General features: G+C 58.8%; 28 protein-coding genes, 4 tRNA genes and 1 riboswitch. Of the genes, 18 read left to right on the top strand and 14 right to left on the bottom strand.

Going from position 1 to position 24,763, the window contains the following annotated elements; translation table 11 throughout:
- The first annotated feature begins 107 nt into the window (after positions 1-107).
- The 4 genes from ACIOU9_RS11855 to ACIOU9_RS11840 all read left to right on the top strand — a co-directional run bounded on the left by ACIOU9_RS11855 (position 108) and on the right by ACIOU9_RS11840 (position 580).
- Positions 108-181: transfer RNA gene (locus tag ACIOU9_RS11855), tRNA-Ile, on the top strand.
- 31 nt (positions 182-212) lie between these two features.
- Positions 213-332, top strand: coding sequence for a DLW-39 family protein (locus tag ACIOU9_RS11850; RefSeq protein WP_219844366.1), 120 nt, complete (start codon positions 213-215; stop codon positions 330-332).
- Between the two features lie 7 nt (positions 333-339).
- Positions 340-412 (top strand) — tRNA-Ala (locus ACIOU9_RS11845).
- A gap of 95 nt (positions 413-507) precedes the next feature.
- Positions 508-580: transfer RNA gene (locus ACIOU9_RS11840), tRNA-Ala, on the top strand.
- A 67-nt stretch (positions 581-647) separates the two neighbouring features.
- Here the strand turns inward: ACIOU9_RS11840 and ACIOU9_RS11835 are convergent.
- Positions 648-1,790, bottom strand: a complete 1,143-nt coding sequence (locus ACIOU9_RS11835) for a glycosyltransferase family 4 protein (RefSeq protein WP_402697012.1) — start codon at positions 1,788-1,790, stop codon at positions 648-650.
- A 109-nt stretch (positions 1,791-1,899) separates the two neighbouring features.
- Here ACIOU9_RS11835 and ACIOU9_RS11830 point away from each other — a divergent pair, with 109 nt between their 5' ends.
- A complete protein-coding gene (locus ACIOU9_RS11830; protein WP_402697010.1) occupies positions 1,900-2,871 on the top strand; it encodes a bile acid:sodium symporter family protein in 972 nt (323 codons plus the stop codon).
- 128 nt (positions 2,872-2,999) lie between these two features.
- The gene (locus ACIOU9_RS11825) at positions 3,000-3,866 is read left to right on the top strand and encodes a DMT family transporter (protein ID WP_402697008.1); all 867 of its coding nucleotides are present in this window, start codon (positions 3,000-3,002) and stop codon (positions 3,864-3,866) included.
- Positions 3,867-3,872: 6 nt separating this feature from the next.
- Here the strand turns inward: ACIOU9_RS11825 and ACIOU9_RS11820 are convergent, their stop codons facing one another.
- Positions 3,873-4,079, bottom strand: coding sequence for a hypothetical protein (locus tag ACIOU9_RS11820; RefSeq protein ID WP_105658684.1), 207 nt, complete (start codon positions 4,077-4,079; stop codon positions 3,873-3,875).
- 171 nt (positions 4,080-4,250) lie between these two features.
- Between ACIOU9_RS11820 and ACIOU9_RS11815 the strand changes: the two genes are divergently transcribed.
- The gene (locus ACIOU9_RS11815; RefSeq protein ID WP_105658683.1) at positions 4,251-4,796 is read left to right on the top strand and encodes a peptidylprolyl isomerase; all 546 of its coding nucleotides are present in this window, start codon (positions 4,251-4,253) and stop codon (positions 4,794-4,796) included.
- A 237-nt stretch (positions 4,797-5,033) separates the two neighbouring features.
- The gene (locus ACIOU9_RS11810; protein ID WP_166650743.1) at positions 5,034-5,753 is read left to right on the top strand and encodes a rhomboid family intramembrane serine protease; all 720 of its coding nucleotides are present in this window, start codon (positions 5,034-5,036) and stop codon (positions 5,751-5,753) included.
- A gap of 481 nt (positions 5,754-6,234) precedes the next feature.
- On the opposite strand, the gene ACIOU9_RS11805 is transcribed toward ACIOU9_RS11810, so the two are convergent.
- Complete coding sequence (locus ACIOU9_RS11805) at positions 6,235-6,852, bottom strand: LysE/ArgO family amino acid transporter (protein WP_105658681.1); 618 nt, start codon at positions 6,850-6,852, stop codon at positions 6,235-6,237.
- Between the two features lie 76 nt (positions 6,853-6,928).
- Between ACIOU9_RS11805 and ACIOU9_RS11800 the strand changes: the two genes are divergently transcribed.
- Positions 6,929-7,807 carry an ArgP/LysG family DNA-binding transcriptional regulator gene (locus ACIOU9_RS11800; RefSeq protein ID WP_133833754.1) on the top strand — a complete coding sequence of 293 codons (879 nt, stop codon included), beginning with the start codon at positions 6,929-6,931 and terminating at the stop codon, positions 7,805-7,807.
- A gap of 5 nt (positions 7,808-7,812) precedes the next feature.
- A riboswitch (guanidine-III (ykkC-III) riboswitch) is annotated at positions 7,813-7,878 on the top strand.
- 11 nt (positions 7,879-7,889) lie between these two features.
- Positions 7,890-8,207, top strand: coding sequence for a multidrug efflux SMR transporter (locus tag ACIOU9_RS11795; RefSeq protein WP_105658679.1), 318 nt, complete (start codon positions 7,890-7,892; stop codon positions 8,205-8,207).
- A 60-nt stretch (positions 8,208-8,267) separates the two neighbouring features.
- Here ACIOU9_RS11795 and ACIOU9_RS11790 read toward each other — a convergent pair whose 3' ends face one another.
- Positions 8,268-8,525, bottom strand: a complete 258-nt coding sequence (locus ACIOU9_RS11790) for a cell division protein CrgA (protein WP_105658678.1) — start codon at positions 8,523-8,525, stop codon at positions 8,268-8,270.
- 221 nt (positions 8,526-8,746) lie between these two features.
- Here ACIOU9_RS11790 and ACIOU9_RS11785 point away from each other — a divergent pair, with 221 nt between their 5' ends.
- The 3 genes from ACIOU9_RS11785 to ACIOU9_RS11775 are packed head-to-tail and all read left to right on the top strand — an operon-like array spanning position 8,747 to position 10,340.
- Positions 8,747-9,520 carry a class E sortase gene (locus ACIOU9_RS11785; RefSeq protein WP_332730521.1) on the top strand — a complete coding sequence of 258 codons (774 nt, stop codon included), beginning with the start codon at positions 8,747-8,749 and terminating at the stop codon, positions 9,518-9,520.
- A gap of 8 nt (positions 9,521-9,528) precedes the next feature.
- Positions 9,529-9,699, top strand: coding sequence for a hypothetical protein (locus ACIOU9_RS11780; RefSeq protein ID WP_013347422.1), 171 nt, complete (start codon positions 9,529-9,531; stop codon positions 9,697-9,699).
- On the top strand, positions 9,696-10,340 hold the full coding sequence (locus tag ACIOU9_RS11775; protein ID WP_105658676.1) for an aminodeoxychorismate/anthranilate synthase component II: 645 nt from the start codon (positions 9,696-9,698) through the stop codon (positions 10,338-10,340). Before ACIOU9_RS11780 ends, ACIOU9_RS11775 begins: the two co-directional genes overlap by 4 nt.
- 9 nt (positions 10,341-10,349) lie before the next feature.
- Here ACIOU9_RS11775 and pknB read toward each other — a convergent pair whose 3' ends face one another.
- Genes pknB through ACIOU9_RS11740 form a run of 7 tightly spaced genes read right to left on the bottom strand, consistent with a single transcriptional unit; the run spans position 10,350 to position 19,611 of the window.
- Positions 10,350-12,269 carry a Stk1 family PASTA domain-containing Ser/Thr kinase gene (pknB, locus tag ACIOU9_RS11770; RefSeq protein WP_105662198.1) on the bottom strand — a complete coding sequence of 640 codons (1,920 nt, stop codon included), beginning with the start codon at positions 12,267-12,269 and terminating at the stop codon, positions 10,350-10,352.
- Positions 12,266-14,074 (bottom strand): protein kinase, encoded by a 1,809-nt coding sequence (locus ACIOU9_RS11765; RefSeq protein WP_402697005.1) that lies wholly within the window; start codon positions 14,072-14,074, stop codon positions 12,266-12,268. The genes pknB and ACIOU9_RS11765 overlap by 4 nt, the downstream gene beginning before the upstream one ends.
- Positions 14,071-15,531, bottom strand: coding sequence for a peptidoglycan D,D-transpeptidase FtsI family protein (locus ACIOU9_RS11760; protein ID WP_402697004.1), 1,461 nt, complete (start codon positions 15,529-15,531; stop codon positions 14,071-14,073). Before ACIOU9_RS11760 ends, ACIOU9_RS11765 begins: the two co-directional genes overlap by 4 nt.
- Positions 15,528-16,925: an FtsW/RodA/SpoVE family cell cycle protein gene (locus tag ACIOU9_RS11755; RefSeq protein ID WP_400341857.1), complete on the bottom strand. Its 1,398-nt coding sequence runs from the start codon at positions 16,923-16,925 to the stop codon at positions 15,528-15,530. The genes ACIOU9_RS11760 and ACIOU9_RS11755 overlap by 4 nt, the downstream gene beginning before the upstream one ends.
- On the bottom strand, positions 16,922-18,316 hold the full coding sequence (locus tag ACIOU9_RS11750) for a PP2C family protein-serine/threonine phosphatase (RefSeq protein WP_402697002.1): 1,395 nt from the start codon (positions 18,314-18,316) through the stop codon (positions 16,922-16,924). Before ACIOU9_RS11750 ends, ACIOU9_RS11755 begins: the two co-directional genes overlap by 4 nt.
- A 3-nt stretch (positions 18,317-18,319) precedes the next feature.
- A complete protein-coding gene (locus ACIOU9_RS11745) occupies positions 18,320-18,799 on the bottom strand; it encodes an FHA domain-containing protein (protein ID WP_105658670.1) in 480 nt (159 codons plus the stop codon).
- Positions 18,796-19,611, bottom strand: a complete 816-nt coding sequence (locus tag ACIOU9_RS11740) for an FhaA domain-containing protein (RefSeq protein WP_402697000.1) — start codon at positions 19,609-19,611, stop codon at positions 18,796-18,798. The genes ACIOU9_RS11745 and ACIOU9_RS11740 overlap by 4 nt, the downstream gene beginning before the upstream one ends.
- A gap of 283 nt (positions 19,612-19,894) precedes the next feature.
- Here ACIOU9_RS11740 and ACIOU9_RS11735 point away from each other — a divergent pair.
- Positions 19,895-19,978 (top strand) — tRNA-Leu (locus ACIOU9_RS11735).
- Positions 19,979-20,063: 85 nt separating this feature from the next.
- Here ACIOU9_RS11735 and ACIOU9_RS11730 read toward each other — a convergent pair.
- Entirely contained in the window at positions 20,064-20,519 is a 456-nt protein-coding gene (locus tag ACIOU9_RS11730) for a DUF523 domain-containing protein (RefSeq protein ID WP_133833747.1), read from the bottom strand.
- A 78-nt stretch (positions 20,520-20,597) separates the two neighbouring features.
- Here ACIOU9_RS11730 and ACIOU9_RS11725 point away from each other — a divergent pair, with 78 nt between their 5' ends.
- Entirely contained in the window at positions 20,598-21,134 is a 537-nt protein-coding gene (locus ACIOU9_RS11725; RefSeq protein WP_105658667.1) for a YdeI/OmpD-associated family protein, read from the top strand.
- On the opposite strand, the gene ACIOU9_RS11720 is transcribed toward ACIOU9_RS11725, so the two are convergent.
- Positions 21,123-21,290: a hypothetical protein gene (locus ACIOU9_RS11720; RefSeq protein WP_166650740.1), complete on the bottom strand. Its 168-nt coding sequence runs from the start codon at positions 21,288-21,290 to the stop codon at positions 21,123-21,125. The genes ACIOU9_RS11725 and ACIOU9_RS11720 overlap by 12 nt on opposite strands.
- Positions 21,291-21,293: 3 nt before the next feature.
- Positions 21,294-22,343: a LacI family DNA-binding transcriptional regulator gene (locus ACIOU9_RS11715; RefSeq protein ID WP_402696998.1), complete on the bottom strand. Its 1,050-nt coding sequence runs from the start codon at positions 22,341-22,343 to the stop codon at positions 21,294-21,296.
- 150 nt (positions 22,344-22,493) lie between these two features.
- Between ACIOU9_RS11715 and ACIOU9_RS11710 the strand changes: the two genes are divergently transcribed.
- From ACIOU9_RS11710 to ACIOU9_RS11700, 3 genes are all read left to right on the top strand, one after another.
- A complete protein-coding gene (locus ACIOU9_RS11710) occupies positions 22,494-23,465 on the top strand; it encodes a nucleoside hydrolase (protein ID WP_402472082.1) in 972 nt (323 codons plus the stop codon).
- Between the two features lie 87 nt (positions 23,466-23,552).
- Positions 23,553-24,251 (top strand): dienelactone hydrolase family protein, encoded by a 699-nt coding sequence (locus tag ACIOU9_RS11705; RefSeq protein WP_402696996.1) that lies wholly within the window; start codon positions 23,553-23,555, stop codon positions 24,249-24,251.
- A 54-nt stretch (positions 24,252-24,305) separates the two neighbouring features.
- Positions 24,306-24,737, top strand: coding sequence for a universal stress protein (locus ACIOU9_RS11700; protein ID WP_038992696.1), 432 nt, complete (start codon positions 24,306-24,308; stop codon positions 24,735-24,737).
- Positions 24,738-24,763: the final 26 nt, after the last annotated feature.

The following is a 24,763-nucleotide window of genomic DNA, read 5'->3' as shown; positions in this document are numbered from 1 at the left end:
AGCCCGGGATTCATGCTGTGATGCATGACACCCGGGCTCGATTTGTATCTTTGGGAGAACACCGGTAAAGTTTTATTTCGTTCCGAAGGGAACAAAAACAAAAGCAAGGGCGTATAGCTCAGGCGGTTAGAGCGCTTCGCTGATAACGAAGAGGTCCCAAGTTCAAGTCTTGGTACGCCCACGGAAACCTTGCTGGAGAGAAAGAGGGAGTAATGAAAAAGTTCCTGGTTCTCGCATCGATCGCGGCTGCTGCAGTAGTCTTGGTCAAGAAAGCGAAGGCTTCGTCGGAAACGAAGGAAACCTGGCATCAGGTAGCCGATAAAGTTTCCTAAAGCTTTTGGGGCCTTAGCTCAGTTGGTAGAGCGTCTGCTTTGCAAGCAGAATGTCAGGAGTTCGATTCTCCTAGGCTCCACAAAAGAAAGTGGCGGAAAGTGAAAACTTTCCGCTAATTCTTTTTGATTGATTCGGATGAATTGATCTTGGAGTGGAAACTTCAAAATTGAATACGGGGCCTTAGCTCAGTTGGTAGAGCGTCTGCTTTGCAAGCAGAATGTCAGGAGTTCGATTCTCCTAGGCTCCACATTTGCCAAAAGGCGGAAAGTGAAAACTTTCCGCCTTTTGCGTATCCAGAAGAAAATTCTATTTCGCTAGTGCCGGATCCGGGCCATCCGGACATGCTCATAGTGTCCAATAAGCTGCTCGCCAATGCTGTGCCAGGACCGATCCTGGACACTGCTAAGCGCAGCGCTGGCAAAAGCCAGCCGTTTCGCATCGTCATAGGCCAAGTCGCTGACCCGACTGCGCAGCTCACTAAGGTTTCCTGGCTGATAGAGCCAGCCCGTGCGCGAGGAATCCACCAGATCCAGCGGTCCCCCACGGCCTACGGCCACGACAGGCACACCACAGGCCATGGCTTCCTGAATGGTCTGGCAAAAGGTCTCTGAGGCGCCAGGATGCACAAAGATGTCCATCGAAGCCATGACCTCGGCCAAGCGTTCCCCGGAAAGGAAACCGGTGAAGTGGGCGTTGGGCAAAAGGCTGCGCAGTTCGTCCTCGAGTGGGCCGGAACCGACGATCACCAGCCGAGTATTCTCAAGACTCGCCAGGGCCTGCAGGTCCGCGACCTGCTTCTCTGCTGCCAGCCGGCCGACGTAGCCAATGACTACCTCGTCATTCGGGGCAACCGCCTGCCTGAACTGCTCGCTTCGCCGTCTTGGCGTGAACTGCGCTGTATCTACTCCCCTGCCTGAAATGGCAAGCCGCGGAACGCCCAGAGATTCGAGCTGGTGGTAGGAAAACGTGCTTGGAACCAGAGTGAGGTCCGCACCCGTGTGGATCGCTCTGACGTGATCCCAGAGCCTCTGCGTCAGCCACGGCATTTTGTAGCGTGCCGCGTAGCTGGGAACCTCGGTCTGATACAGCGCCACGGTGGGCAATTCGAGTTCCTGTGCAGCGCGCAGAGCCTGCCATCCAAGGATGAACGGGCTAGCCAGATGAACTACGTCGACGCGCTCTCGAGCCAGCATCTTGCGCAGGCGCGCCACACTGGTGGCAGCTACCCGAACCTCGGGATAGCTTGCCAAAGGCATCGACGGAACTGTGAGGATCTTGAAGCCCTGATAGAGCTTTGGCACGCCATGGCCCGACAGCTCCCCTGCCAGCGAGCCTGCAGGGGTAATGACCACGGCCTCCTGGCCAGTCTGCCTGAGGTGATCCAGCGTCTTGAGGATTGAGTTGGTGACCCCATTGAAATGGGGAAGGAACGATTCAGCGACGATTGCTACCTTCACATCTTCAGCATGCTTTTCGTCAATTACACGCAAGTGAATATGACAAGGGTAGTGGATTAACTTCAGCTGTCTCGTTGTGGCCGCAACTCTTTAGTGGCAAAATACCTAGGTGTCCTATGAACAGTCCAGCCCTTCCGCCGTGGCGGCAAATGCCAATAAGAACGAAAAAGACTCCCGCATCGCGGTGTTGCTATTCCCTGTGCTGATTTTGCTGGGCGGACTGTGCGGAATGCTCGTTCCCCAAGCGTTCGTGGGGTTTTCCGGATGGATAAATCCCCTGCTGATGGTGATCATGTTCTGCATGGGGCTGACGCTGACCTTGCCAGACTTCGCCCTGGTGTTCAAGAACCCGTTGCCGGTGCTCGGCGGTGTCGCAGCGCAGTTCATCGTGATGCCATCCATGGGCTGGCTGGTCGCCACGCTGCTGCAGCTTGAACCTGCCTTGGCCGCCGGCCTGATCCTGGTTGGCTGCGCACCAGGAGGCACGGCATCGAATGTGGTTTCCTACCTGGCTCGAGGCAATGTCGCCCTGTCCGTTGCCATGACGTCCGTGTCGACCTTGCTCGCACCGCTGTTGACCCCGGCGCTGGCCTTGTGGCTGGCTGGCCAGTACATGCCAGTCGATGCTGGATCCATGGCCGTCAGCGTCATCAAGATCGTATTGATCCCTGTGGTCCTAGGCATCGTCCTGCGCATGCTGTTCAACCAGTTCGTGGCGAAGATCGGTGGTGTGCTGCCATGGCTGTCGGTACTAGCCATCACCTTCGTGGTGACGGTCATCGTCGCGGGCAGTGCACAGACGATTTTGACTGCTGGCCTGCTGGTCCTGGTTGCGGTCATTTTGCATAATGCCCTGGGCCTGGCTTTGGGGTATGCCATGGGTGTCCTGTTGCGCGTTCCCGAAGCTTCCCGGCGAACAATCGCCATCGAAGTCGGCATGCAGAATTCAGGCCTCGCCGGTGGGCTAGCGAAGCAATACTTCTCGCCTGAAGCCGCTCTGCCAGGTGCCGTATTCTCTGTTTGGCATAACTTGTCCGGCGCATTGATCGCAGCTTATTGGCGGAGAAAAGACGCTAAATAGTTCGAGAGTGCGGCACGGATAAAAGTATTCCATCATAAGAATATCTTGACCTGTCCAAGTCTTCACCGGATCCGGCACGTTCCAAGTTCGAATGAAGCCCATGCGCTGGGAAACTGTAATCTTGGTTGGTGACCATCTTGCTTGCCTTGGTCGGAATTCTCGGGATTTCGGCATCTGGCCCCATTATTGCCGCCTTCCCTGGTGTCCCGGTTCTCTCCATGGCCTTTTGGCGCAATGGAGCTGCGGCGGCCGCGCTCAGCGCACCGGCACTGCGAAAGAACTCCACAACTTATCTGCAGATGACCGGGCGAGAATGGTTCTTGACCGGGGTAGCAGGTGTAGCTCTCGCACTGCATTTCGTGTGCTTCATGTATTCGATGCGACTAACCAGCGTGGCTGCTGGAACGGCACTGGTGTGCATCCAAGGTGTCTGGATCGCGATTTACCAGGTTCTTCGCGGAACCAAATATCGAACGCAGGTTTTCCTTGGCATGGGCATTGCGCTGCTTGGTGCAATCATCATCACGGGATTCGACATGGGGCTGGGACGTGATGCCATCATTGGCGACCTCTTGGCACTAGCCGGTGGCGTCTTGGCCGCTGTGTACACGCTGGCCGGATCCGTGGCTCGCAGGACCTTGGGAACTACAACGTATGCCTCGAGCTGCTATGCCATTACCGCCGCAGTGCTGCTAATCCTGTGTTTCCTGACTGGAACGCCGATTTGGGGTTTCGACGCCCGAGGATGGATGGCGATCATTCTGCTGACGCTTTGCGCGCAGATCTTTGGCCATACCGCCATGAATCATTTGCTCAGCGTGCTCGGTCCGCTCACGGTCTCGACGCTGATTCTGCTCGAGATTCCTGGCGCGGCAATCCTAGCGGCAATGTTCTTGGGGCAGGTAGTTCCTATCGCTACCTATGCCGGGTTGGCCGTGATACTTGTTGGGCTTGCCCTCGTGATTCGAGGGCAAGCCCAACCAAAAGCAGCCTAGACGGCTTTATTTGTCATCTTCGAGGATTTCGCGGATTTCTTCCACGCTGGCTTCACGCGATTCAACAGGCTCGTGCGGTTGTGCAGGAAGTGGTTCGTTTTCCCATGGATCCTCAATTGGTTTCGAGGCCTTCCACACAGCTACCAGCACTGCGACAAGTCCCGCAATCAAGCCAACGGCTAGTACTTTTCCTGCTTTGCTCTTCTTGCTCATGCATTGCTCCCGATCCGAAAAAATTCACGCTAACCGACAGTTCAAGACTAGGCAGTTCTATGCCCAGTGGCCAGCAGTATCGGACAAGCAACCTAAGAATGGTCCAAATTTTCTCTCAACGCGTACGTCAGTATTTAGCGGGTCGAGCATAGATCATGGAAGAATGAAGGCATGACCGCAAACGCAACTCATAAAGCCACGATTCACACTACTTTGGGCGATATCGTTGTCGATCTCTTCGGCAATCACGCACCAAAGACCGTAAAGAACTTCGTTGGCCTCTCGACCGGTGAGCAGGAGTGGGTACACCCAGAATCCGGTGACAAGAAGACCAACACCCCGCTGTACAGCGGAACCATCTTCCACCGCATCATTTCTGATTTCATGATTCAGGGTGGCGACCCACTGGGCCAGGGCTTCGGCGGCCCAGGCTACCAGTTCGATGATGAGATCCACCCAGAACTGAACTTCAACGAGCCTTACAAGCTGGCCATGGCCAACGCGGGCATCCGCATGGGCCGTGGAACCAACGGTTCGCAGTTCTTCATCACCACCGTTCCTACCACCTGGCTGCAGGGCAAGCACACCATCTTCGGTGAAGTCCTTGACGCTGACTCGCGCAAGATCGTTGACGCGCTGAACGCCGTTGCTACCGATGGCCGTGACAAGCCACTGGAAGACGTCGTTATCAACTCGGTCGACATCGAGACCCTGTAACAACACAGGCGCACCAACCCGAGGCTCTGACGATTCCCTAGCGGCATTGTCGGGGCCTCGAGTATTTAATCCTTCTCCCCCAACTCAAGGCAGGTACTGATGTCCTTTGGACAGGTTTTCCCAGAGGGCCAAGCAACTCCGACGTGCTATCGACACTCGCAGACGGTGTCCTATGTTTCATGCCACCGGTGCGGACGTCCGGTCTGCCCGCAGTGCCAGGTCTCTGCGCCTGTAGGTGTGCAATGCGTAGACTGCGTCGCGCAAGCCAATAAGAACCTGCCGCGGCAGAAGACCCAATTCGGTGGCCGGGCTCGATCCGGTGCTCCTGTTATCACCTACACTTTCATCGGCCTGAACGTGCTGGTGTATCTGCTGCAGTGGATCATCCCTGGATTCACCAATCAGCTTGTACTTGCGCCGGCTCTGGCCGCCTATGAGCCATGGCGCCTGATCACCAGCGCCTTTGCCCACTCCACGAGCTCCTTCTTGCACCTTGCCATGAACATGTACGGCGTCTACATCTTCGGCACCATGCTCGAACCAAGGATGGGACGGCTGCGCTTCACCTGGCTATACCTGCTCAGCGCTTTTGGCGGTTCACTAGGCGTTCTCCTGCTGAGCAACCCGATCAGCGCCACGCTCGGCGCTTCGGGCGCACTGGCAGGCTTGTTCCTCGCAACTTTCGTAGTGTTCCGTTCCAACAAGCAGGCACTTCGCTCCATGGGAATTATCCTGGCGCTGAATGTCGTTCTCGGCTTCGTTATTCCCAGTATTTCGTGGCAGGGGCATCTGGGCGGAGCGATATTGGGTATCCTCGCAGCCTGCTGCATTGTGCTGATCCCGCGAAGTAATCCACAGCGTGCGCGTAACCAGATACTTTTACTCACGGCCTTGTCGATTGCGTTGCTGGCAGCCCTTTACCTCTCCACGGAAGCAGTGAAGTGGCCCTTGGGATAGTTCGAAAAGAAGCAATGCAGTTATCCACACTGCTTATCCACACTGTTAATAACTTACAAGCGTGTAACTCTCGAGGCCTAGTGGTTATTAACAGCCCCAAGACCCCGTGATATCAGGGATATTCGCCTTGGAATACCCAATACTCACAACCTTGTCCCCAGTTGTGGATAACTTTTTAACAACCCCTGTAGATAGTGCATATACGAATCCACCGACTGTTAATAACTTCGGGTTCGAAAGTTTAAACGAATCATGAGAATCACGGTTCAATAAGCGGAATCACGCCTTATCCACAGCCGGAATCCACAGTGTTAATAACTTACAAGCATGTCATTTCAGTTTCCAATATTCCAGTTGACCTGTACTTTATCCGAAAAATCGTGAACTCTGCCCAAGTTCTCCCCAGCTGTGGATAACTTTGTGAACAACTGTTTATAAAAGTTGTTCACAGTCACTGTGGATAAGCGTGTTTGCCTGTGGATTACTTGGTGAGAACTGGCAGGATCAGCATGCTGGCAAAGATGAGCATGACGATTCCGATAAGTACATCAAGTACCTGCCACGCCTTGGGGTTGGCAAAGAGCGGGGCAAGGAAACGTGCGGCGTAGGCAAGTGCGAAGAACCAAGTGAAGCTGGCAATGATCGCACCAGTGGCGAAATAGGGTGCGCCTGCGGCTTGGGAAGTAGCAATTGAACCAAGAAGCAGTACCGTGTCGATATAGACATGTGGATTCAGCCAGGTGAGGGCCAACGTCGTTCCGATGATCGAGACGGCTGTTGTTGCACCGGGGAGCCCTGAGACTTTCAGCGCCTCGGGCTTCAGTGCTCGGCGGAAAGCGAAAATCGCGTAGCTTGCCAGGAAGATGAAACCGCCTATTCGCGCAATCACCAATATCCAGGGCGCTCGGTCGACAAGCGCTCCCATGCCGCTGGCTCCGGCGGCAATCAGGATCGCATCTGATAATGAGCACACCAAAGCGGTGATGAAAACATGCTCTTTCCTGATTCCCTGGCGCAGCACAAACGCATTTTGCGCACCGATGGCGACGATGAGGGACAGGCCAGTGGTAAAGCCGAAGAACAAGGATCCAGAGAGCATGTAGAAACTGTAAGAGATTAGCTGATCTGCGTCGAACTTAAGTTTCTGATTCTAGATTAGAGTTCCTAATGTGAACATGGATGTGGAACACCTCGAAACCCTGCTTGCGGTAGTTGATGCGGGAAGCTTCGATGATGCCTCGATTGATCTGGGAGTGACCGCTTCGGCCGTCAGCCAGCGCATCAAGGCCTTGGAGAACCGCCTGGGCGCAGTCCTGCTCGTCCGCAGTCGCCCGGTTAGGCCTACCGAGCATGGACTGAAAGTTCTGCGCTATGCGCGACAGATGACGCTGCTCAGTGCAGAGTTCTCCAAAGAGATAGCCTCCGAAAATCCGATCCCGATCGCCATTGGAGTCAACGCGGATTCGCTCTCCACTTGGTTCGGTCCGGTATTCTACGAGCTCGCGAAGTTCGAAGACCTCTCCTGTGAAATAGTGCGTACCGATGAAAACAGGGGACTGGAGCTACTTCGAACCGGTCGCGTCAGCGCCGTGGTCACCAATGCGGAGGAGAATATCCAGGGTTGCATCAGTGACAAACTGGGTGCACTGCGCTATCGCGCAGCCGCGCAAGCTTCGGTGGTCCAACGCCATGTACCTACTGGGGCCGTGGAAGAGCTCATTCGCACTCCGATGGTGGTCTTCGATCGTGAGGATCCCTTGCAGCATGAGATGCTCCAGCGGGTTGCCGGGGCTAAAGCGCGACCGGAAGGCCAAGTCCACCATGTTCCAGATTCCATGCAGTTCGTTGCGGCCATAGAAGCGGGGATGGGGTGGGGGATGGTTCCAGAAACGCAGCTGCAGAAAGCCAGCGGGCTGCAGGTACTCAACGAGCAATGGTTTATCGATGTGCCACTGTATTTTCAGCGCTGGGCTGTGGACTCGCAGATCCTCGCGAGGATAGGTGGCATTTTGGTCACAGCCGCGAGACAGCAAGGCCTGCATTTGCTAGCCTGAGGTGGTCACCAGCAATCATTGCTTGGACCCGGACGAGGGAGCCGTACCCGGAGCGCGACAAGACGGCCAGGAAGTATCTGGCATGCATTGGGTAATTTTGATCGTTTCCGGACTATTCGAAGCGGTATGGGCCATCGCTCTTGGCATGAGCGAGGGGTTCTCCAAACTCGTTCCGACCATCGTCTTCTTCGCGGCGCTGGTTGTGTCCATGGGTGGACTGGCCTACGCCATGAAGGAAATTCCCGTCGGCACTGCATATGCCATCTGGGTAGGCATCGGAGCCTCGCTTGCCGTCATTTACTCGATGGCCACCGGACAGGAAGCCTTCAGCGTACTGAAGATGGTCTTCATTCTCGGATTGGTTGGTTGCATCATCGGCTTGAAAGCCGTCAGCCACTAATATCAAAAGCCGCCATTAAACAACTTCGCCGGCCCCCTCAGCAGGGGGCCGGCGATACGGCTATTTCCAGCCCGTTGTCATGAAAAAGCCGACCATCGCAATACCGAAGCCGACAACGATGTTCCAACCGCCGATATTCGGAATCGGGTACAGGGTCTGCGAAACGTAATAAACGATGATCCACAGCAGGCCCAGAAGCATCAGTCCGAACATGACTGGCTTGTACCAGCCCGGCATCGGCTTATCGATGGCATGGGCGCTCTGGCGCGTCTCCTGCGGCTGTGAATTCTTCTTGCGTCGTGGCTTTGACTCCGGCACTCGAATGCTCCCTCGGCTTCATCTGCTTAATGTAGTAAATGTGGGTGACCTTCAGGTCTTCCCGGTAGGCTTGGGTGCAAGAATGCTGAGAACTGCTTAGTGCATTCCTACGTAGCTTCCATACTAGCCGTTACCCGCTGGAACTCTGGGTTTTGGCCAGTATCGACCCATCTTAGTTGACCTATTTCGCGCATTTCTTTCCCTTAAGGAGCCAGACCGCCGTGAACCGATCAGCCACTGCGCAGGGACGTCGCATGCAGCACCGACGACCGTCGGCAGGAAACCGTATTGCCGGATTCTTTGGCGAACTGCTGATCACCCTTGGCATCTTGCTGATGCTCTACGTGGTGTGGGAACTGTGGTGGACGAATATCGACTCGGCCCAGGCCCAGAAGGAAGTCACCGCAAACCTCGTGCAAGAACTTGGCGAGGTCGTGGTGCCGGAAGGCAACGAGGAGGAAGAGGAGAAGGACTACGGTCCGGCTCCGGTCACGGAAGTGGCTCCCGGAGAAACTTTCGGGATCATGTATTTCCCGCGCTTTGGCGCTAGCGGATCGCACCACCCGGTGACCTACGGAGTGGAAGACCACGTGATCGATAACCTCGGCATTGGCTATTACCCGACCACGCAGCAACCGGGGGAGCTGGGCAACTTCGCCGTAGCGGCCCACCGCCAGACCCATGGCCAGGTCTTCTGGGATATTGACAAGCTGCAAGACGGCGACAAGATCTATCTGCAGACTGCACAGGGGTATTACACCTACACCTGGTACGCCACCGAGATTGTGGCTCCATCCAATGGCGATGTCCTGTTGCCTACCCCGCACCAGTGGGGAGTGGAACCAACGAAGTCCATCTTGACCATGACCACCTGCCATCCGAAGTACTCGACCCAGCAACGCATGATCGCGTATTCGGAACTCACCGATTGGCGTCCACTGGATGCAGGTCCGCCGAAGGAAATCCGTGACATGGTCATCGACGCAACGAGCTAGGAGAAGAGATGTACGCCTGGATATTTAGAAATCTGCCCGGCCCTTTGTGGCTTCGTATTTTTGAAGCATTGATTCTCATTGCCGCGATCGTGCTATTACTGATGATGTACGTTTTCCCATGGCTGAACCAGTACATCAGCCCATTCACCGATTCAACGATTGGCCAGAGCACCCCGTGAGCAGCACCAGGATCCTCGTGATCGATAACTACGACAGCTTTGTGTACACCCTCGTGGGTTACCTGCAGGAGCTGGGCGCGGAAACCACCGTATACCGCAACGACGATTTGAGCGTTGGGGAAGCAACTAAGTTGGCTGCGGAATACGACGGTGTGCTGATCTCCCCGGGCCCGGGCGAGCCTGCAGGAGCGGGTGTCAGCATCGATCTGATCAAGTGGTGCGGGCAGCAGCGCAAGCCAATGCTCGGTGTCTGCCTTGGGCATCAGGCGCTCGCTGAAGCCTATGGCGGCACGGTCACGCACGCCGAAGAACTAATGCACGGCAAGACCTCGCTGGTGAGCCACGAAAACCACCCGGTCTTCAACCAGGTAGCCAACCCCTTCACCGCAACGCGCTACCACTCCCTGGCAGCCGTACGCGAGAGCATCCCTGCTGAGCTTGAAATCATCGCTGCTACCGCCGGGGGAGTCATCATGGGGCTGGCGCACCGGGAAGCACCACTATGGGGCCTGCAGTACCACCCAGAGTCGGTGCTGACCGAGCAGGGATACCAGATGCTGGGCAATTGGCTGGAATTCGTAGGACTTCAGGGGGCAGCCAAGAAGGCCACGACCCTGAGCCCGCTCTTCAGCGGAGAGTAGCCTAGCAGCCTATCGGTCGCGCCCGTTTTCCCGTGGCGGGTTAGTCCGATCTGGCGGGCCGTTCCCATTGGAAGGAGCCGGAGCGTCACTGGTAGGCGAAGCACTGTCGGACGGATCATCGGATTCTTCTGAATCTGGAGATTCGGTCTCGCTGGGCGATGGTTCTTCACTTGGTTCTGGTGCCGGCGGAGCCTTGGCCACAGAAATCTTCACCAGGCTTCCCTGAGCCACGTCCTCGGAGGCCTCGGGGGACTGCTTGAACAAGGTTCCCTCAGGGTAGTCGTCGGTTGCCACCTCATCGAACTGAACTTCCAACCCGATGTCGTCCGCAGAGAGCTTCTCTTCAGCTTCCTCACGGCTCATCTCGGTAACGACCGGAACGGTCACCATGCCGGTAGAAAGGATCAGGTCGACTTCGCTGCCGGCCTTCACCTTGGAGCCCAGCTCCGGGCTGGTGCCAATAACCCAGTCGGTTGGAATGGTTGCAGAGTTCTCCCGGCTGACTTCACCCACTTCGAGGCCAGCTTCACGCAGGGCATCGCGGGCAGCCGTCTCGGACTGGTTCGCCAGATCCTTGGGAATCGTGCGCTGTTCCGAACCATCGGAAATGAACAGCGCAACCGTGGATTCCTTGGAAACCATGGACCCTTCTGCCGGGTCGGTTCGGGTCGCCTTGCCCTGCTCTACTTCATCACTGAATTCCCGCTCTACACGCACCTGGAAGGTGGAATCGCGCAGCAATTCACGTGCGTCGTCTTCGGACATCTCCAGGACCTTGGGCACAGCAACTGGGGCACGCTTTTCAGCCTCGGCCTGGATCGAGCGGATCACCAGGAAACTGGCGATACCCACAGCGATCAGGGCAATGATGGTCAGCAGGATGATCAGGCCGCGGTTGGACTTGTGCCGTGCAGGGGCCTCGGGAGCCTCATCTTCGACGAAGACCGGGTGCTGGCTGGTGCCTGGCGCTGACTGCGCGATGAACCCGGTTTCAGTCTCGCCGTGCATGCCGTATATCGGCAAGGTGTAGGTTGATGGTGCCGGTTCGTCATCATGGAATTCAATGCCGTTCAGTGCATCTTCCAACGCAGCCGCGAAAGCGCCTGCGCTCTGGAAACGGTCATCGCGTTCCTTGGACAGAACCTTGGAAACGATCGGGTCGAAGATCGGGTCAACGTCGTGCTTGACCTCGCTGGGCGCTGACGGAATCTCGCCAACGTGCTGGTACGCGACCGAAACCGGCGAATCACCGGTGAACGGGGGGCGCTGGGTCATCAGCTCGTAGAACAGGCAGCCAACAGAGTAGATATCCGAACGGAAATCGACCTGTTCGCCGCGTGCCTGCTCAGGAGAGAAGTACTGGGCGGTTCCCACCACAGCGGCGGTCTGCGTCATTGTCGCCGATGTGTCCAAGGCACGGGCTATGCCGAAGTCCATCAGCTTCACGTGGCCGGCATCGGTCACCATCACGTTGGCCGGCTTGATGTCGCGGTGGACGACATTGTTATTGTGCGAATGATCCAGGGCATTGCATACGCCGCGGGTGACGTGCACAGCGAAGGAAGCGTCGACATCGCCCGAAGCGATCACCTGCTTCAGAGTCCGGCCGGTCACGTATTCCATGACCATGAAGGGCAAGCGCTCACGGCTATGATCGGTAGCAGGCAGCTCGCCGGTGTCGTAGACGGCAACGATATTCGGATGGCTCAGGCCCGCGACGGCCTTGGCTTCACGGCGGAATCGATTGACCACCATGGGGTTGCTTGCGGTATCCGGGCGCAGCACCTTGACCGCGACCTTGCGCGAAAGCACATGGTCGGTGGCAAGATAGACATCCGCCATGCCGCCGCGGCCTACCAGCGATTCGATCTCGTAGCGATCGTTGATCAATCGTGGCAAGCCGGGGGGCAAGGCTTCGACTTCACTCATGGCGCTTCGCTTTGGTCCGGCTCTGCAGCTTCTGGGGATTCAGATGCCGACGGGGTAGCGGACTCGGATGCTTCGGGTTCTTCTGGGCCCATGGAAATATCCAGGGTCACCGTGGTGCCCGGCTCTACTTCGCTGCCGGCTGGAACGTCCTGCGCAAGCACCGTGCCAGCGACCGAAGAGTCATGGCGTTCCTCGCCCTTGGCCACGGCCAGCCCAGCGTCCTGGATGCGCTTCTGCGCGGCTTCGTAGCCCATGCCGGTTACCGAAGGAACGCCAACGGTTTCGGGAGCCATGGCGTAGGTAATCGAAATGGTTTCGCCCTTTTCGACGCTGCCGGTCGGGTTCAGCGAAATGACTTCGCGTGGGTCGTACTCATTGGTTTCCTGCGGGGTCGCGTCAACGACCAGGCCCTTGCCCTCAAGCTCTGCCGTCACGGTGTCGATATCCTGGCCCACCAGCGAGGCCGGAACCTCTACGTAGGTCACGGTTTCACTCGGGGTCGAGGAAGAGGACTCGGAGGTCTCCGATGCTTCGGTGGTTTCTTCCGAAGGATCGGTGGATTCCTCGGTCGGAGAAGGGGATTGGGAAACATCGGTGCTCTGCGTGACCGAAGCCGTCGGCTGATTGTCCTTGTCGCTGCTCATGGCAGGGATCAGCCACGCCAGCAAGGCAATCACGGCGGCCAGCGCGATGATCACGATCAGCGGGACCAGCCAAGGGCTGCGTTTGGCCCCGGCCTCGCCAGCCGGATCCTGGGTATCCACGTCCTCGTCATCGAATCCGCCGGCTGCGGCACTGGACCCGGAGAAACCGCTGGTAGCGCCGGCAGGTTCCACCACGGTCGGCATCGCATTGGTCATCGTCGGCGCGGAATCAGCACGCGGCACCACCTGGGTGGCGTCGTTACCCATGTTGACCACTTGGGTTGCGTCGGTGGCGATACCGGTGGCCAGCATGCCGGGAACGGCCAAGGTCGCGGTATTGGTATCACCGGAGCGCAGTGCATCGGCGGCCTTCGCCAGCGCCGTTGCGTCCTTCGGGCGATCCGACGGGTTCTTGGCCAGCATCGACATGATCAGCTGGCGTACCGGTGCCGGGATGGTGTCCGGCAGCGCCGGGGGAGCATCGTTGACCTGTGCCAGGGCGATGGCGATCTGCGATTCGCCGGTGAACGGGCGGCGTCCTGCCAGGCACTCGTAGCCGATCACGCCCAAGGCGTAGATGTCAGAGCTGCCGGTGGCGATCTGCCCGGTGGCCTGTTCCGGGGCCAAGTACTGGGCGGTTCCCATTACCTGCCCGGTGGCGGTCAGCGGAACCTGGTCAGCAAGCCGGGCAATGCCGAAGTCGGTGATCTTCACGACGCCCGAAGGCATCACCAGGATGTTACCCGGCTTCACATCGCGGTGCACCAGGCCGTGCTCGTGGGCTGCTGCCAGCGCGCGGGCGGTCTGCGCGATCAGCGAGAGCGTACGGTCCACGTCGAGCTTGCGCTCGCGCTCGATAATGGTGGACAGCGGCGGGCCGGGAACCAGTTCCATCACCAGATAGGCGGAGCCCTGTTCCTCGCCGTAGTCGAAGACGCCAGCGATGCCAGGGTGGTTCAGCAGCGCGGTGTGGCGTGCTTCCACGCGGAAACGCGTCAGGAAGCTCTCATTATCGGTGTATTCCTCTTTGAGGATCTTGATCGCTACCAGACGTCCTAGGACCTGGTCTCGTGCCTTCCAAACTTCGCCCATGCCACCGATCGCAATGCGGTCGGTCAGCTTGTAACGACCGCCCAAGGTGGTGCCGGTTACTGGCCTCACTTGTTGAACACCGCCTCTAACATCGTCTTCATAAGTGCACCTGCCGTGTTGTGGCCGGTGTTGTAATCTACGTCTTGAATATTGACCGTGATGGCAACCTGCGGATCATCGGCCGGTGCGAAACCGGTCATCCAGGAGTTCACCATGCGGACTCCGTTCTCTGACGGTCGCTGCGAGGTGCCGGTCTTGGCTCGGAAATCCACGCCTGGAACGCGGGCATTCATGGCCGTACCGCTCACAACCGGGCCTTCCATCAGCTCGGTGAGCTGTTCGGCAACTTCCGGGGTGGTGGCCGTGGAGAACTTCTCCGGCTTCGGGTCCTCGATAACTCGAAGATCCGGCGCGATGACCTTGCCGATCAAATTCGGCTTCATGATCACGCCGTCATTGGCGATGGCCATGGCGGCCATGTTCATCTGCAGCGGAGTAGCCTTGTTTTCCCATTCGCCGATTGCCATCTGCGCCATCTGCGCTTCATTGGCCTCAGCAGAAGGGAACTCGCTTGGAACAACATTCTGCGGGATGCTCAGCTGCTGCCCGTAGCCGAAGCGTTCGGCAACCTCGGTGAAGGCATCCTTCCCGACGGTTTGGCTGATTTCCATGAACGGGGTGTTGCAGCTCTGGGCAAAGATGAACTCGAGCTTTGCCCGGGTATCGCGCGCGCAGATGCCCTCACTGAAGTTGTTCATCTGCCTAGTCGAATGCGGATAATTCACCGACACCGGATTGTCGATGGGGGTTTCCATATCGAACTTGCCCGATTCCAGGGCCGCAACGGTGCTGACGATCTTGAACGAGGAACCTGGGGTCACCGGGTTGCTGATGGCCGGGTTCCGGTAGGGGCTCAAGCCGTCGGTGTTGCTGATGTCCTTCAGGTTCTGGGCCGCCTGGGAGGTCGAGTGCACCGCCAGCAGGTTGGTGTTGTAGCTTGGCTTGGAAGCCATCGCCAGGATGTCACCGGTCTTCGGATTGGTCACGATGATCGTGGCCTTCAAGTCGTCAGGAATCGCTTCGAAGGCAGTCTTCTGCAACTGCCCGTCAATGGTCAGCTCAACCGAGGCGCCTTCGGAACGGGTACCGGTGAACATGGCCGACAAGCGGTCGAAGAGCAGATCCGAGCTCGTGCCGGTCAGCCAGTCGTTCAGCTGCGATTCGAGCTGGGTGGTGCCATTCGCGAGCGAATAGTAGCCAGTCAGGTGGGCGTAGGTTTTCGCGTCGTGGTAAACACGCTGGAATTCGAACTGGCCATCATCGGTCGGAACGGATTCGGCAATCGGCTTGCCGTCGACCAGGATCGCGCCGCGGGGCAGGTCGAACTCGCGGTAGAGTTCGCGCTTGTTCAGCGCATTCTCCGAGAGCGGCTTGGCGTCGAAGAACTGGATGTAGCTCAGTCCACCCAGGCAGATGACGAACAGGACGGTTAGCGCAACCCAAACGCGCTTGATTGCATGATTCACTTTTTCGTCACCGCCTTGGTGCTGGAGGTAAGGGCCGTGCTGGCACTTGCAAATTCATCGGTTGGTCCTACGCCGCCAGTCTTCGGGCGGCGCGAGTTGTGGGAGATCAGGAGCAGCAACGCGATGATGATCCAGTTCGCCAGCAGCGATGAGCCGCCGGCGGCCATAAATGGCGTTGCCAGGCCGGTCAGCGGGATCAGCCGGGTGACGCCTCCGATGATCACGATGCATTGCAGGCCCAGGGTGAAGGACAGGCCTGCAGCCAGTAGCTTGCCGAAGGTATCGGCCGAGCCCAAGGCGGCCCGCAAGCCACGGGAGACCAGCAGCATGTAGAGCAGGATGATCGCGGCCACGCCGATCAGGCCAATTTCTTCGCCGAAGGAGGCAATGATCATGTCGGAGTTGGCCAGCGGAACACGGTAGGGGGAACCCGCGCCCAGGCCGGTGCCGAACAAGCCGCCGTCAGCCATGCCGAATAAGCCTTCGACGATCTGCATGCTGCCACCCTTGGCCTGGTAGATCGCAGGGTCAAAGGCGTTGAGCCAGACGTCCAGGCGGCGGGTCACGTGGCTCATGGTCAGGCCCGCGACGATGCCGCCGGCGACAACCATCAAGGCACCGATGAGCACCCAGGAAATACGCGCGGTTGCCACGTAGATCATCACGATGAACAGGCCGAAGAAGAGGATCGCGGAACCGAGGTCTCGCTGCACCACGAGCACGCCGATGGAGAGCAGCCAAGCGATAACCATCGGAGCCATATCCCGCAGGCGGGGCAGCTGCAGCGGTCCGAACTTGCGGCCAGCCATCAGGATCAAGTCGCGGTTCGACGAGAGATAACCGGCGAAGAAGATCGACAAGGTGATCTTCGCGAGTTCGCCTGGCTGCAGTGAGAACATGCCCATGCGGATCCAAATGCGGGCACCGTTGATCGTGACACCCAGTTTGGGAATCAACGGAAGCAGGAGCAATACGACCGATAGCAGCAGGGCGATATAGGTAAACCGACGCAGCAGGCGGTGGTCCTTGATTGCCCAGAGAACGACCGAAGCAATGACGATGGCAATGGCAGTCCAGAGCAGCTGGCGCGCCGACTGGGACGTTCCTTTAGCCAGGTCAATGCGGTGAATCATGGCTAAGCCAAGGGAGTTCAACGCAATCGTAATCGGAAGTATTACTGGATCGGCATATTTGGCGAAGATGCGCAGCAGCACATGAACCGTCAGGGATAGTGCCGCCAGGATGCCCATCTGCACGTAGAAGTCGGTGCTGTCGACATCCTCGGTGGAGCTGCCCACCAGATAGAACGCGGCACCGCCCACGCAGAGGGCCAGCAGCACCAGCAGCAGCTCGAGATTGCGCCGAGGCACCGGTGCGGTTTGCACTTCGGTCATTGCATTATCTCCTGGCAGTAGGCGGGCAGTTCGAGCTGGTTGGCGGAATCCGAGGATCCGGGAACGGTGACCGGGCAGTTCTGCTTCGCGGTGACCAGGAGTTCCTGGATGATCATCTGGGCATGCTGCTGGTTCTCTGCCGAGATGGTCGATTCAACGCGGTGGCGTGAATACTCCGGCAGGGCTTCGAGCGGCACCTTGCTGACTGTGTCGACCTCGGAGAGCGAAATCGGTCCGAGCTCCTGGGGAACGCCCTTGTAGATTGCGACCTTTCCATCGACAGTGCCAACAAAGTACTGGGTCTGGGTCCACATGTAGCCCCAGACGCCCAGGGCAATGACGAAGAAAGCCGTCAAGGTCAGCAGGATCGGCATCATCCAACGGCGCTGCTGCACCGGAGCATCCAGTGGATCCAGCACCTCGCCGGCCGCCGGGGAACGGTGGGTCAGCAAGGCAGCTGCACGGCGTTCGCCGGTGTGCTGGGTCACCACCGGGATCTGGCCGGTTTGCGTCGCAAGCTGGGCGGCGCCCACCAGCAGGTGGGGACGCTGGGAAATCTCATGGCGGAGCAGCGAAGCGCTGGCTTCGACATCGCCTTCGGCGGCAATGGTGAGCTGGCCGGTATCCGGTGCGGGTTCTGGTTCGGCGGGCGCTTCGCCTTCGACGACAGCGTTTTCGACAACCTCGAACATCACCACGGTGACGTTATCCGGCGCACCATTCTTCAAGGTGACGGCAACCAGGTCGTTGACCGCTTCATCCATATCGGCGGTAGTGCGGATGATCTGCTCGATTACCGGAACCGGCACCGCGTCGGTGAGTCCGTCAGAGCACAGCATCCAGCGTTCGCCGGGTTCTGCCTCGAATTGGTCGACATCGAGTTCCGGGGAGGCATCCGAGTCGCCCAGCACGCGCAAGAGCACGTTCTTATGCGGGTGGACCTCGGCCTCGGCCGGCTTGATGCGGCCTTCGTCGACCAGCCGCTGCACGAAGGTATGGTCCTTGCTGATCTGCTCGAAGACCCCGTGCTTCAAGCGGTAGGCGCGGGAGTCGCCGATGTGCGCCATGTGCAGGGTACTTCCCGAGAGCAGCAGGGAAGTGACGGTGGTACCCATCCCCGAAAGCTTCGGGTTGGCGCCGACGAGTTCATTCAGCACCAAATTGGCGGCCTGGATCTCATCCGGCAGGGCATTTTGCGGATCTGCGGTGCCATCGTGGTCCAGATGCACCAAATCAAGCACGGTGGAGGCTGACGCCACGTCACCGCCGACGTGTCCGCCCATGCCATCGGCAAGCACCGCGAGGTACGCGCCGGCGTAGGCGGAGTCGTCATTCTTCTTGCGAACCCGCCCCACGTCGGATTTCGCAGCAAATTTTAGTTTGAGGGCCATAGGCTAGGGCTTCAATTCCAGGACAGTCTTTCCGATGCGGATTCGCTGGCCGGGCTCTACTGCCTGGGCGCGTGAGAGCTGGTTGTCACCCACGAAGGTGCCGTTGGTTGAGCCGAGATCTTCAATGAACCAGCGCGATCCCTGCGGGAACAGGCGGGCATGGCGTCCCGAAGCGTAGTCATCATCGAGAACGACGGTGGCATCCTGAGCTCGCCCGAACATGATCGGTTGGCCGCGGAGGGGAATGCTGCTGCCGGCCAGTGGGCCCTCAACAACTTCCAATGACGTGGCGGCCTTGCGCGCAGGCACTTCTGGTTCCGCCAGCTCTGGATTCTTCTTCAGTTCCCGAGCGCTGGGCTTGCCGGTGCGGGCCCGCGATCCGATGGCCAAGTCGCGGCGCATCGATCCGACAACGCTTAATACGAGCAGCCAGATGAGGACCAAAAAGCCCAATCGGAACAAGCTTAGAACCAGGTCGTTCACGCGCGGCCTCCGTTGTTCGAGGTAATCAGCCGAAAGACGATTTTTGTCTGTCCGATAGTAATGATCGAACCGTCAAATATACGGGTTTCTTCCGAAATCTTCTTGCCGTCCACGTAGGTTCCATTGGTTGAACCCAGATCGGTGACGACGAAACTGGTTTTGCCACGGGTTTCGACGCGCACATGCTGGCGGGAAACGCCGGAATCATCCACGGGAATATCGGTGCTGGCCGAACGGCCCAGCACGATGGAGTGGTGATGCAGGGCGTAGCGCTGTCCAGCGACCTCAAGAATTGCCTGCTTCTGCATGGGCTTCTTGGGGATCTCTGCAATCGGACGGACCGATGGACGTGGCTGTGCGGTTGTCGGCGGGGTGGCGGATGGCGCTGCGGGCGCTGCTGCTCGCTCCTTTACCGGAGCCGAGGCTGCTGGGCGCGAGCTGGACTCCTTGACCGTGCTGGCAATCTCCATTTCTCCGGGCTTGAAATCGTCCTTGGAAACAAAATGGATCGTGATGTCGCCGTGGACCGAGTAGTCCTGGGCTGCCGCATGTTCAGCGGTGACCTTTGCCATTTCGTTGACGACGCCCCGCCCCCAACCCTGCGCGGTGTTGTAGTCCTTGGTGCTCAGCGAGACAACGAAGTCATTGGCTGCAAGGCTGCGGCCCTCGCTGATCGGCATGATTCCGCGGTCCATGTCATTGCGTAGCGCGGTAGTCAGTTCGACTGGCTTGAGATCTGCGGTGCTGGTGCCACGAAAGAAGCTAGTGACGACCTTCTCTAAGCCGCGTTCGACATTGTCGAGAAAGCCCATTATTCGTGCTCCTTCCTTAGGGTCCATGGCTGGTTATTGCGAGCCTGCATTCACGCCGTCCAAGCTGTGAACACAGAACTTCATATTCGATCTTACTGTTTTCAGCTGTGCAAATGCCGAAAAATCCTTGAGCGGCTCAAGTGCGTCAATATCAACGATAAATGCCCCAAAAAGGTTTCCCATGTGTCCCTAACCACAAATCAGGGTTTCGATTAGGTGAACGGAAAATGAGTGTGTAAGCTATTTCTTGTTGCAAAGAACGATGGCAACGAAAACAGAATATGCGCGAGTGGCGGAATTGGTAGACGCGCTGGCTTCAGGTGCCAGTGATCGCAAGGTCGTGGGGGTTCAAGTCCCCCCTCGCGCACAAATGGAAAATAACCCTTGATCTTCGGATCGAGGGTTATTTTTTTGTTTAAAAGAGCAACTGAATCGTTATCTTGCAGGGTGTGTCAGTTTGCCGGTGGCGCGCTGACATTGACGCCCCGGCGCTTGAGCAGGGCGGCCAGTACGCCATCGCCTGCTACGAGTTTTCCGGTGTGCGAGCCATCGTAGATGGTGCCGCAGCCGCACGAGGGGCTGCGGTCCTGCAGGATCGCCTCGGTGATTCCCTGGTGCTGGACTAGATCCGAAACCTTCTGGGCACCAGCTATGAACTGCCCGCTGATGTCCTCGCCGTTGATGTCGATCACGCAGGCCCGGCCTTCCAGCACGTCGTGGCCATCGCCACCGACAATCTCTGCTGGCGGACGCGGAGTAGGGAGCTCACCCAATTCCTCAGCGCAGGCCGCAACGGCTTCTCCTCGTGCCACGGCCTCGACGATGGCAGGGTTTGCCTTCGCCTTGCCGTTGTAGCGGCAAGGGATGCCGGCCAGGCAGGAACTAACGAGCAGCGGAGGTTGGGTCATAACAGCAGTCTAGCCACGTGGAAGCGCAATGCCGCCGTGCCATAGACTGCCCTTGGACAACGGAGAAGGGGAATTCCCATGGCGGTATCCAATGAGATATTCGAACTGAATGGAACTGCAGATCTGGTCAACGATCGGAAGATAATCAGGCTCGACCAGGAATCCAGCGACAAGTTGCCAAGCCGCGGACAGGTTGCGGTGGAACTTCTCCAGGCGCATGAAGGCCACGTGGTCGTAATAGATCCCGACGGGCGCCGAGGCCACTGGTTGGCCCTCGATGGACAGGGCGCGCCCCAGCTGTTGGCCGAGGCGGGGGATCAAGTGGAATTGACCGCCCGGGTCGCTAGAACCTGGCCGGAAACAGGGATTCCGCAAGACCTGGCCAGCGCCCTGGGCGAGGCTGGGGATCTGGATGAGATGTGGGCAGGGCTCACTGCCATGGCCCGCTGGGAATGGGTACGCTGGATCGGTGCGACCAAGAACCCTTCCACGCGCGAACGCCGAGTGGAGGCCAGTATTTCCAAGCTGCGTGATGGCAAGCGCCGGCCGTGCTGCTTTGATTTGTCCTCATGCACCGATCCCGAAGTTTCGAAGAGCGGAAAGCTAATCCAGTAGCACCCAGCTGCGCGCGGCGGATTCGATGCCGGTGCCCGGTGGGGTTGCCGGGCCGGTAATGAGGCCCAGCACTCCGCTGGACATGACGATCAGCCCCAAGGCAATCAGCAGGGCGATGGCGGCAGTGACCTTGGCAGGCCATTTATGCATGTTCACCGGTTAGTCTCCTTTGTTGCCCAGCGTCGATCCGCGGACAATCAACGAACTGGGCAGCATTGTCTGCAGTGGGTCAGGGATCTTTCCATCGAGCAGCGCGCGCAGCTTCAATGCGGCCTGGCGTCCGCCTTCCTGGGCGTTGAGCTGCACGGAAGTGATGGAAGGGCTGGACGTTGCCGAGTAGGGAAGGTCGTCGAATCCGGCCACCGCAAGCTGCTGCGGAATGCGGATACCAAGCAGGCGCGAAGCATGCAGCACGCCGAAAGCGTGGTTATCGGTTGCGCAGCCCAGTGCGGTCACGCCCGATTCATGCCACTTGGGCCAATGCTGGCCAAAGGCTGCTGAAGCCGCAGTGACGTCGATCATCGAGCTGGCAACAGAAGATGGCAGCACTTCGATGCCGTACTCCCTTGCCGCCGCCAGGAAGGCCTCGCGGCGCACTGCCAGGGTCTCGGTGCCGGTGCTGGCATCCAGGTAGGCGGCCTTGGTGTGTCCCTGTGCAGCGAAATGGGCTACGACTTCCCGCGCTCCCTGGGCGACGTCCATATTCACGGCAGGAATCGATGGATCGATGCCCGGGGCATCCAGGGCCACCAGCGGGAGGTTGCTCGAAATTTCCTCGAGGAAATCCTGGCTTGGGGCATGGACCAGCAGCCCGGCCGGACGGAGGCCCATGATCTTCCTCGTTTCGCTGGCGCTGGGGGAGACGCCGGCATCCGTGACCGAGAGCAGGAGCTGGTAGTCGCTAGCCAATACCGAGCGCACGCCAGCGATCACCTTGGCAAAGAAGGGGTTGGAGATATCCGGGGCCACCAGGACCACCAGCGAACTGACGCCCTTGGCCAGCGAGCTGCCGATGCTGTCGACGAAGTAGCCCAATTCGCGAATTGATTCACGCACGCGCTGCTCATTCGCGGCCGAGACCCGGCCCGCCGACTTCCCGTTGGCAACAAGAGAGACCGTTGCGGTGGAAACGCCGGCGTGTTCGGCTACCATCGCTGCGGTCACGCGGCGTGGAGCGCGCGAGTTGCCGGACTTCTCACCATTCTTCATGGCTCCATCGTAGTCGGAGTTGTGACACGCGACAGCTTTGCGTTAAGCGCTTGACGATAGCATGGGGACGCGAAAGAATTATCAAAGGATGCCTATCCGCCCCCACGACTTAGCTACCGGCCACCAGCTGGCAGAGCGAAGGAAGAAACCATGACCCAGGACAGCAATGCCCCGCGCAAGATCATTTTGGACTGCGACCCGGGTCATGATGACGCCGTGGCAATGATTCTTGCCCATGGCAATCCCAAGATCGACCTGCTGGCCGTGACCACCGTGGCCGGCAACCAGACCCTGGATAAGGTCACTGCCAACGCGCTGGCCGTGGGTACCATCGCCGGCATTACCGGCATTCCCTTCGCGGCCGGCTGCGCCCGTCCGCTGGTGCGCGAAGTGGAAACCGCGGGAGACGTCCACGGGGTTTCCGGGATGGACGGGCCGGCCCAGCCGGAGCCGGGCATCGAACTCGATGGGCGCCACGCCGTGGACGTCATCATCGACCTGGTGATGAGCCATGAACCCGGTGAAATCACCTTGGTGCCCACCGGCGCATTGACCAATATCGCCTTGGCGGCCCGGAAGGAACCGCGCATCGTTGAACGCGTGCGCGAAGTGGTGCTGATGGGCGGCGGCTACCACACCGGCAACTGGTCGGCGGTGGCAGAATTCAATATCAAGATCGATCCTGAAGCTGCGCACATCGTCTTCAACGAGGCCTGGCCGGTGGTGATGGTCGGATTGGACCTGACCCACCAGGCGTTGGCCACCTCCGAGGTGGTTGAACGCATCGAGAAGATCGGCACCGGCCCATCGACCTTCGTGCGCGAGCTGATGGACTTCTTCGCCCGGGCCTACCGAGACCACCAGGGCTTCGATGCACCGCCGGTGCATGACCCATGCGCCGTGGCCTACGTGATCGACCCGGATATCGTGCGCACTGTCAAGGCCCCGGTCAGCGTTGAGCTGCGTGGCGAGCTGACCTTGGGGATGACCGTCACGGACTTCCGCGCGCCGGCTTCCGCCGACTGCAATACTTCCGTGGCGGTGGACCTGGATCACGAAGGCTTCTGGAATCTGGTGGTCGATGCGCTGGAACGTATCGGCGAGGTCACGCTCGGAAAATAGAACAACTTTGGCGCAATGTGGGGCAGGTCAATGCCAATCAGGCAAAGACCTGCATAAACTGGAGCCATACGCAGAGCAGGAGGCACCATGGCGGACAAAACCCCGCACCAGAACGTGACTTTCCCTTCTTCAGGCACGCAAGCGCATGGCTATCTCGCATTGCCGGAGTCCGGCAAGGGCTCTGGGGTCATCGTGATCCAGGAATGGTGGGGACTGACCGACCATATCCGCGACGTTGCCGACCGGTTGGCCGCGCAGGGCTTCGTAGCTCTGGCCCCGGACCTCTATGGCGGCTGGATCACCCACGACGGTGAAGAAGCCGGGCAGATGATGTCCCAGCTCCCGGAAGCCGCCGGTGCCCAGCTATTGGGCGGTGCCGTGGACTACCTGCTAGCCAATGAGCATGTCTCCAGCGAGAAGCTGGGCGTGATCGGCTTCTGCATGGGTGGCGGTTTCGTGCTGCAGATGGCTGCCCAGCAAGGCGAGAAAATTGCCGCGGCCGTGCCTTTCTACGGCGTCGGACAGGGTGTACCCAACGATTTTTCCGGAGTCCGCGCGGCCATCCAGGGCCACTACGCGAACCTGGACCAGATGTACTCGCCAGCTCAGGCGAAGGCTCAGGAAGAGCAGATTCGCCAGGAATCAGGCGCGGAAGTCCAGTACTTCTACTACGATGCCGATCATGCATTCCACAACGACGAGAACCCCGCCGGCAACTACGATCCCGAACAGGCCGCCATCGCATGGCAGCGCGCCGTGGACTTTTTGCAGGCTAAAGTGGCCTAAAGGCCATAAAGTGTTACCCATCACTTAATGCATCACTCATATAAGGAGAACAATATGTCTGAAACCATCATCGTAGGCGTAGACGGTTCCGAAACCGCACAGCGCGCAGCCCGCCGCGCTGCAGAACTCGCCGTCAAGCTCGACGCTGACCTGGTGGTCATCACCGCTCACGCATCGGATAACACCGAGGTCGTTTCCATCGGTTCCGATACCTGGATCCTGGACGACGCAGAGCAGGCCCGCAAGCTGGCTCAGCGCGTAGCCAACGACGTGAAGAACGCTGTCCCAGGCGTCAAGATCACCGCTGCTGCCGGACACGGCAAGCCAGGTGACGTACTGATCTCCGACGCCGAAGACCGCAAGGCTTCGATGATCGTTGTCGGCAACGTAGGCATGAAGGGCCTGGGCCGCGTGCTCGGTTCCGTTGCTTCCTCGGTTGCCCACTCGGCACCATGCGACGTTCTGGTCGTCAAGACCGACAAGTAAGCCCCCAGGCTTGCGCGAATGCAGGC

The sequence above is a fragment of the Glutamicibacter sp. NPDC087583 genome (assembly GCF_044743685.1).
Lineage (GTDB): Bacteria > Actinomycetota > Actinomycetes > Actinomycetales > Micrococcaceae > Glutamicibacter.
The sequence above is the reverse complement of the archived record's forward strand: the minus strand, read 5'-3'. Positions and strand labels throughout refer to the sequence as shown.

Excerpts from the sequence above, each read along its gene's own strand:
- ACIOU9_RS11850 (WP_219844366.1), top strand. The coding sequence starts at position 213 with ATGAAAAAGTTCCTGGTTCTCGCATCGATCGCGGCTGCTGCAGTAGTC.
- ACIOU9_RS11820 (WP_105658684.1), bottom strand. The coding sequence starts at position 4,079 with ATGAGCAAGAAGAGCAAAGCAGGAAAAGTACTAGCCGTTGGCTTGATT.
- ACIOU9_RS11815 (WP_105658683.1), top strand. The coding sequence starts at position 4,251 with ATGACCGCAAACGCAACTCATAAAGCCACGATTCACACTACTTTGGGC.
- ACIOU9_RS11805 (WP_105658681.1), bottom strand. The coding sequence starts at position 6,852 with ATGCTCTCTGGATCCTTGTTCTTCGGCTTTACCACTGGCCTGTCCCTC.
- ACIOU9_RS11800 (WP_133833754.1), top strand. The coding sequence starts at position 6,929 with ATGGATGTGGAACACCTCGAAACCCTGCTTGCGGTAGTTGATGCGGGA.
- ACIOU9_RS11795 (WP_105658679.1), top strand. The coding sequence starts at position 7,890 with ATGCATTGGGTAATTTTGATCGTTTCCGGACTATTCGAAGCGGTATGG.
- ACIOU9_RS11780 (WP_013347422.1), top strand. The coding sequence starts at position 9,529 with ATGTACGCCTGGATATTTAGAAATCTGCCCGGCCCTTTGTGGCTTCGT.
- pknB (WP_105662198.1), bottom strand. The coding sequence starts at position 12,269 with ATGAGTGAAGTCGAAGCCTTGCCCCCCGGCTTGCCACGATTGATCAAC.
- ACIOU9_RS11755 (WP_400341857.1), bottom strand. The coding sequence starts at position 16,925 with ATGACCGAAGTGCAAACCGCACCGGTGCCTCGGCGCAATCTCGAGCTG.
- ACIOU9_RS11750 (WP_402697002.1), bottom strand. The coding sequence starts at position 18,316 with ATGGCCCTCAAACTAAAATTTGCTGCGAAATCCGACGTGGGGCGGGTT.
- ACIOU9_RS11740 (WP_402697000.1), bottom strand. The coding sequence starts at position 19,611 with ATGGGCTTTCTCGACAATGTCGAACGCGGCTTAGAGAAGGTCGTCACT.
- ACIOU9_RS11730 (WP_133833747.1), bottom strand. The coding sequence starts at position 20,519 with ATGACCCAACCTCCGCTGCTCGTTAGTTCCTGCCTGGCCGGCATCCCT.
- ACIOU9_RS11725 (WP_105658667.1), top strand. The coding sequence starts at position 20,598 with ATGGCGGTATCCAATGAGATATTCGAACTGAATGGAACTGCAGATCTG.
- ACIOU9_RS11715 (WP_402696998.1), bottom strand. The coding sequence starts at position 22,343 with ATGAAGAATGGTGAGAAGTCCGGCAACTCGCGCGCTCCACGCCGCGTG.
- ACIOU9_RS11710 (WP_402472082.1), top strand. The coding sequence starts at position 22,494 with ATGACCCAGGACAGCAATGCCCCGCGCAAGATCATTTTGGACTGCGAC.
- ACIOU9_RS11705 (WP_402696996.1), top strand. The coding sequence starts at position 23,553 with ATGGCGGACAAAACCCCGCACCAGAACGTGACTTTCCCTTCTTCAGGC.
- ACIOU9_RS11700 (WP_038992696.1), top strand. The coding sequence starts at position 24,306 with ATGTCTGAAACCATCATCGTAGGCGTAGACGGTTCCGAAACCGCACAG.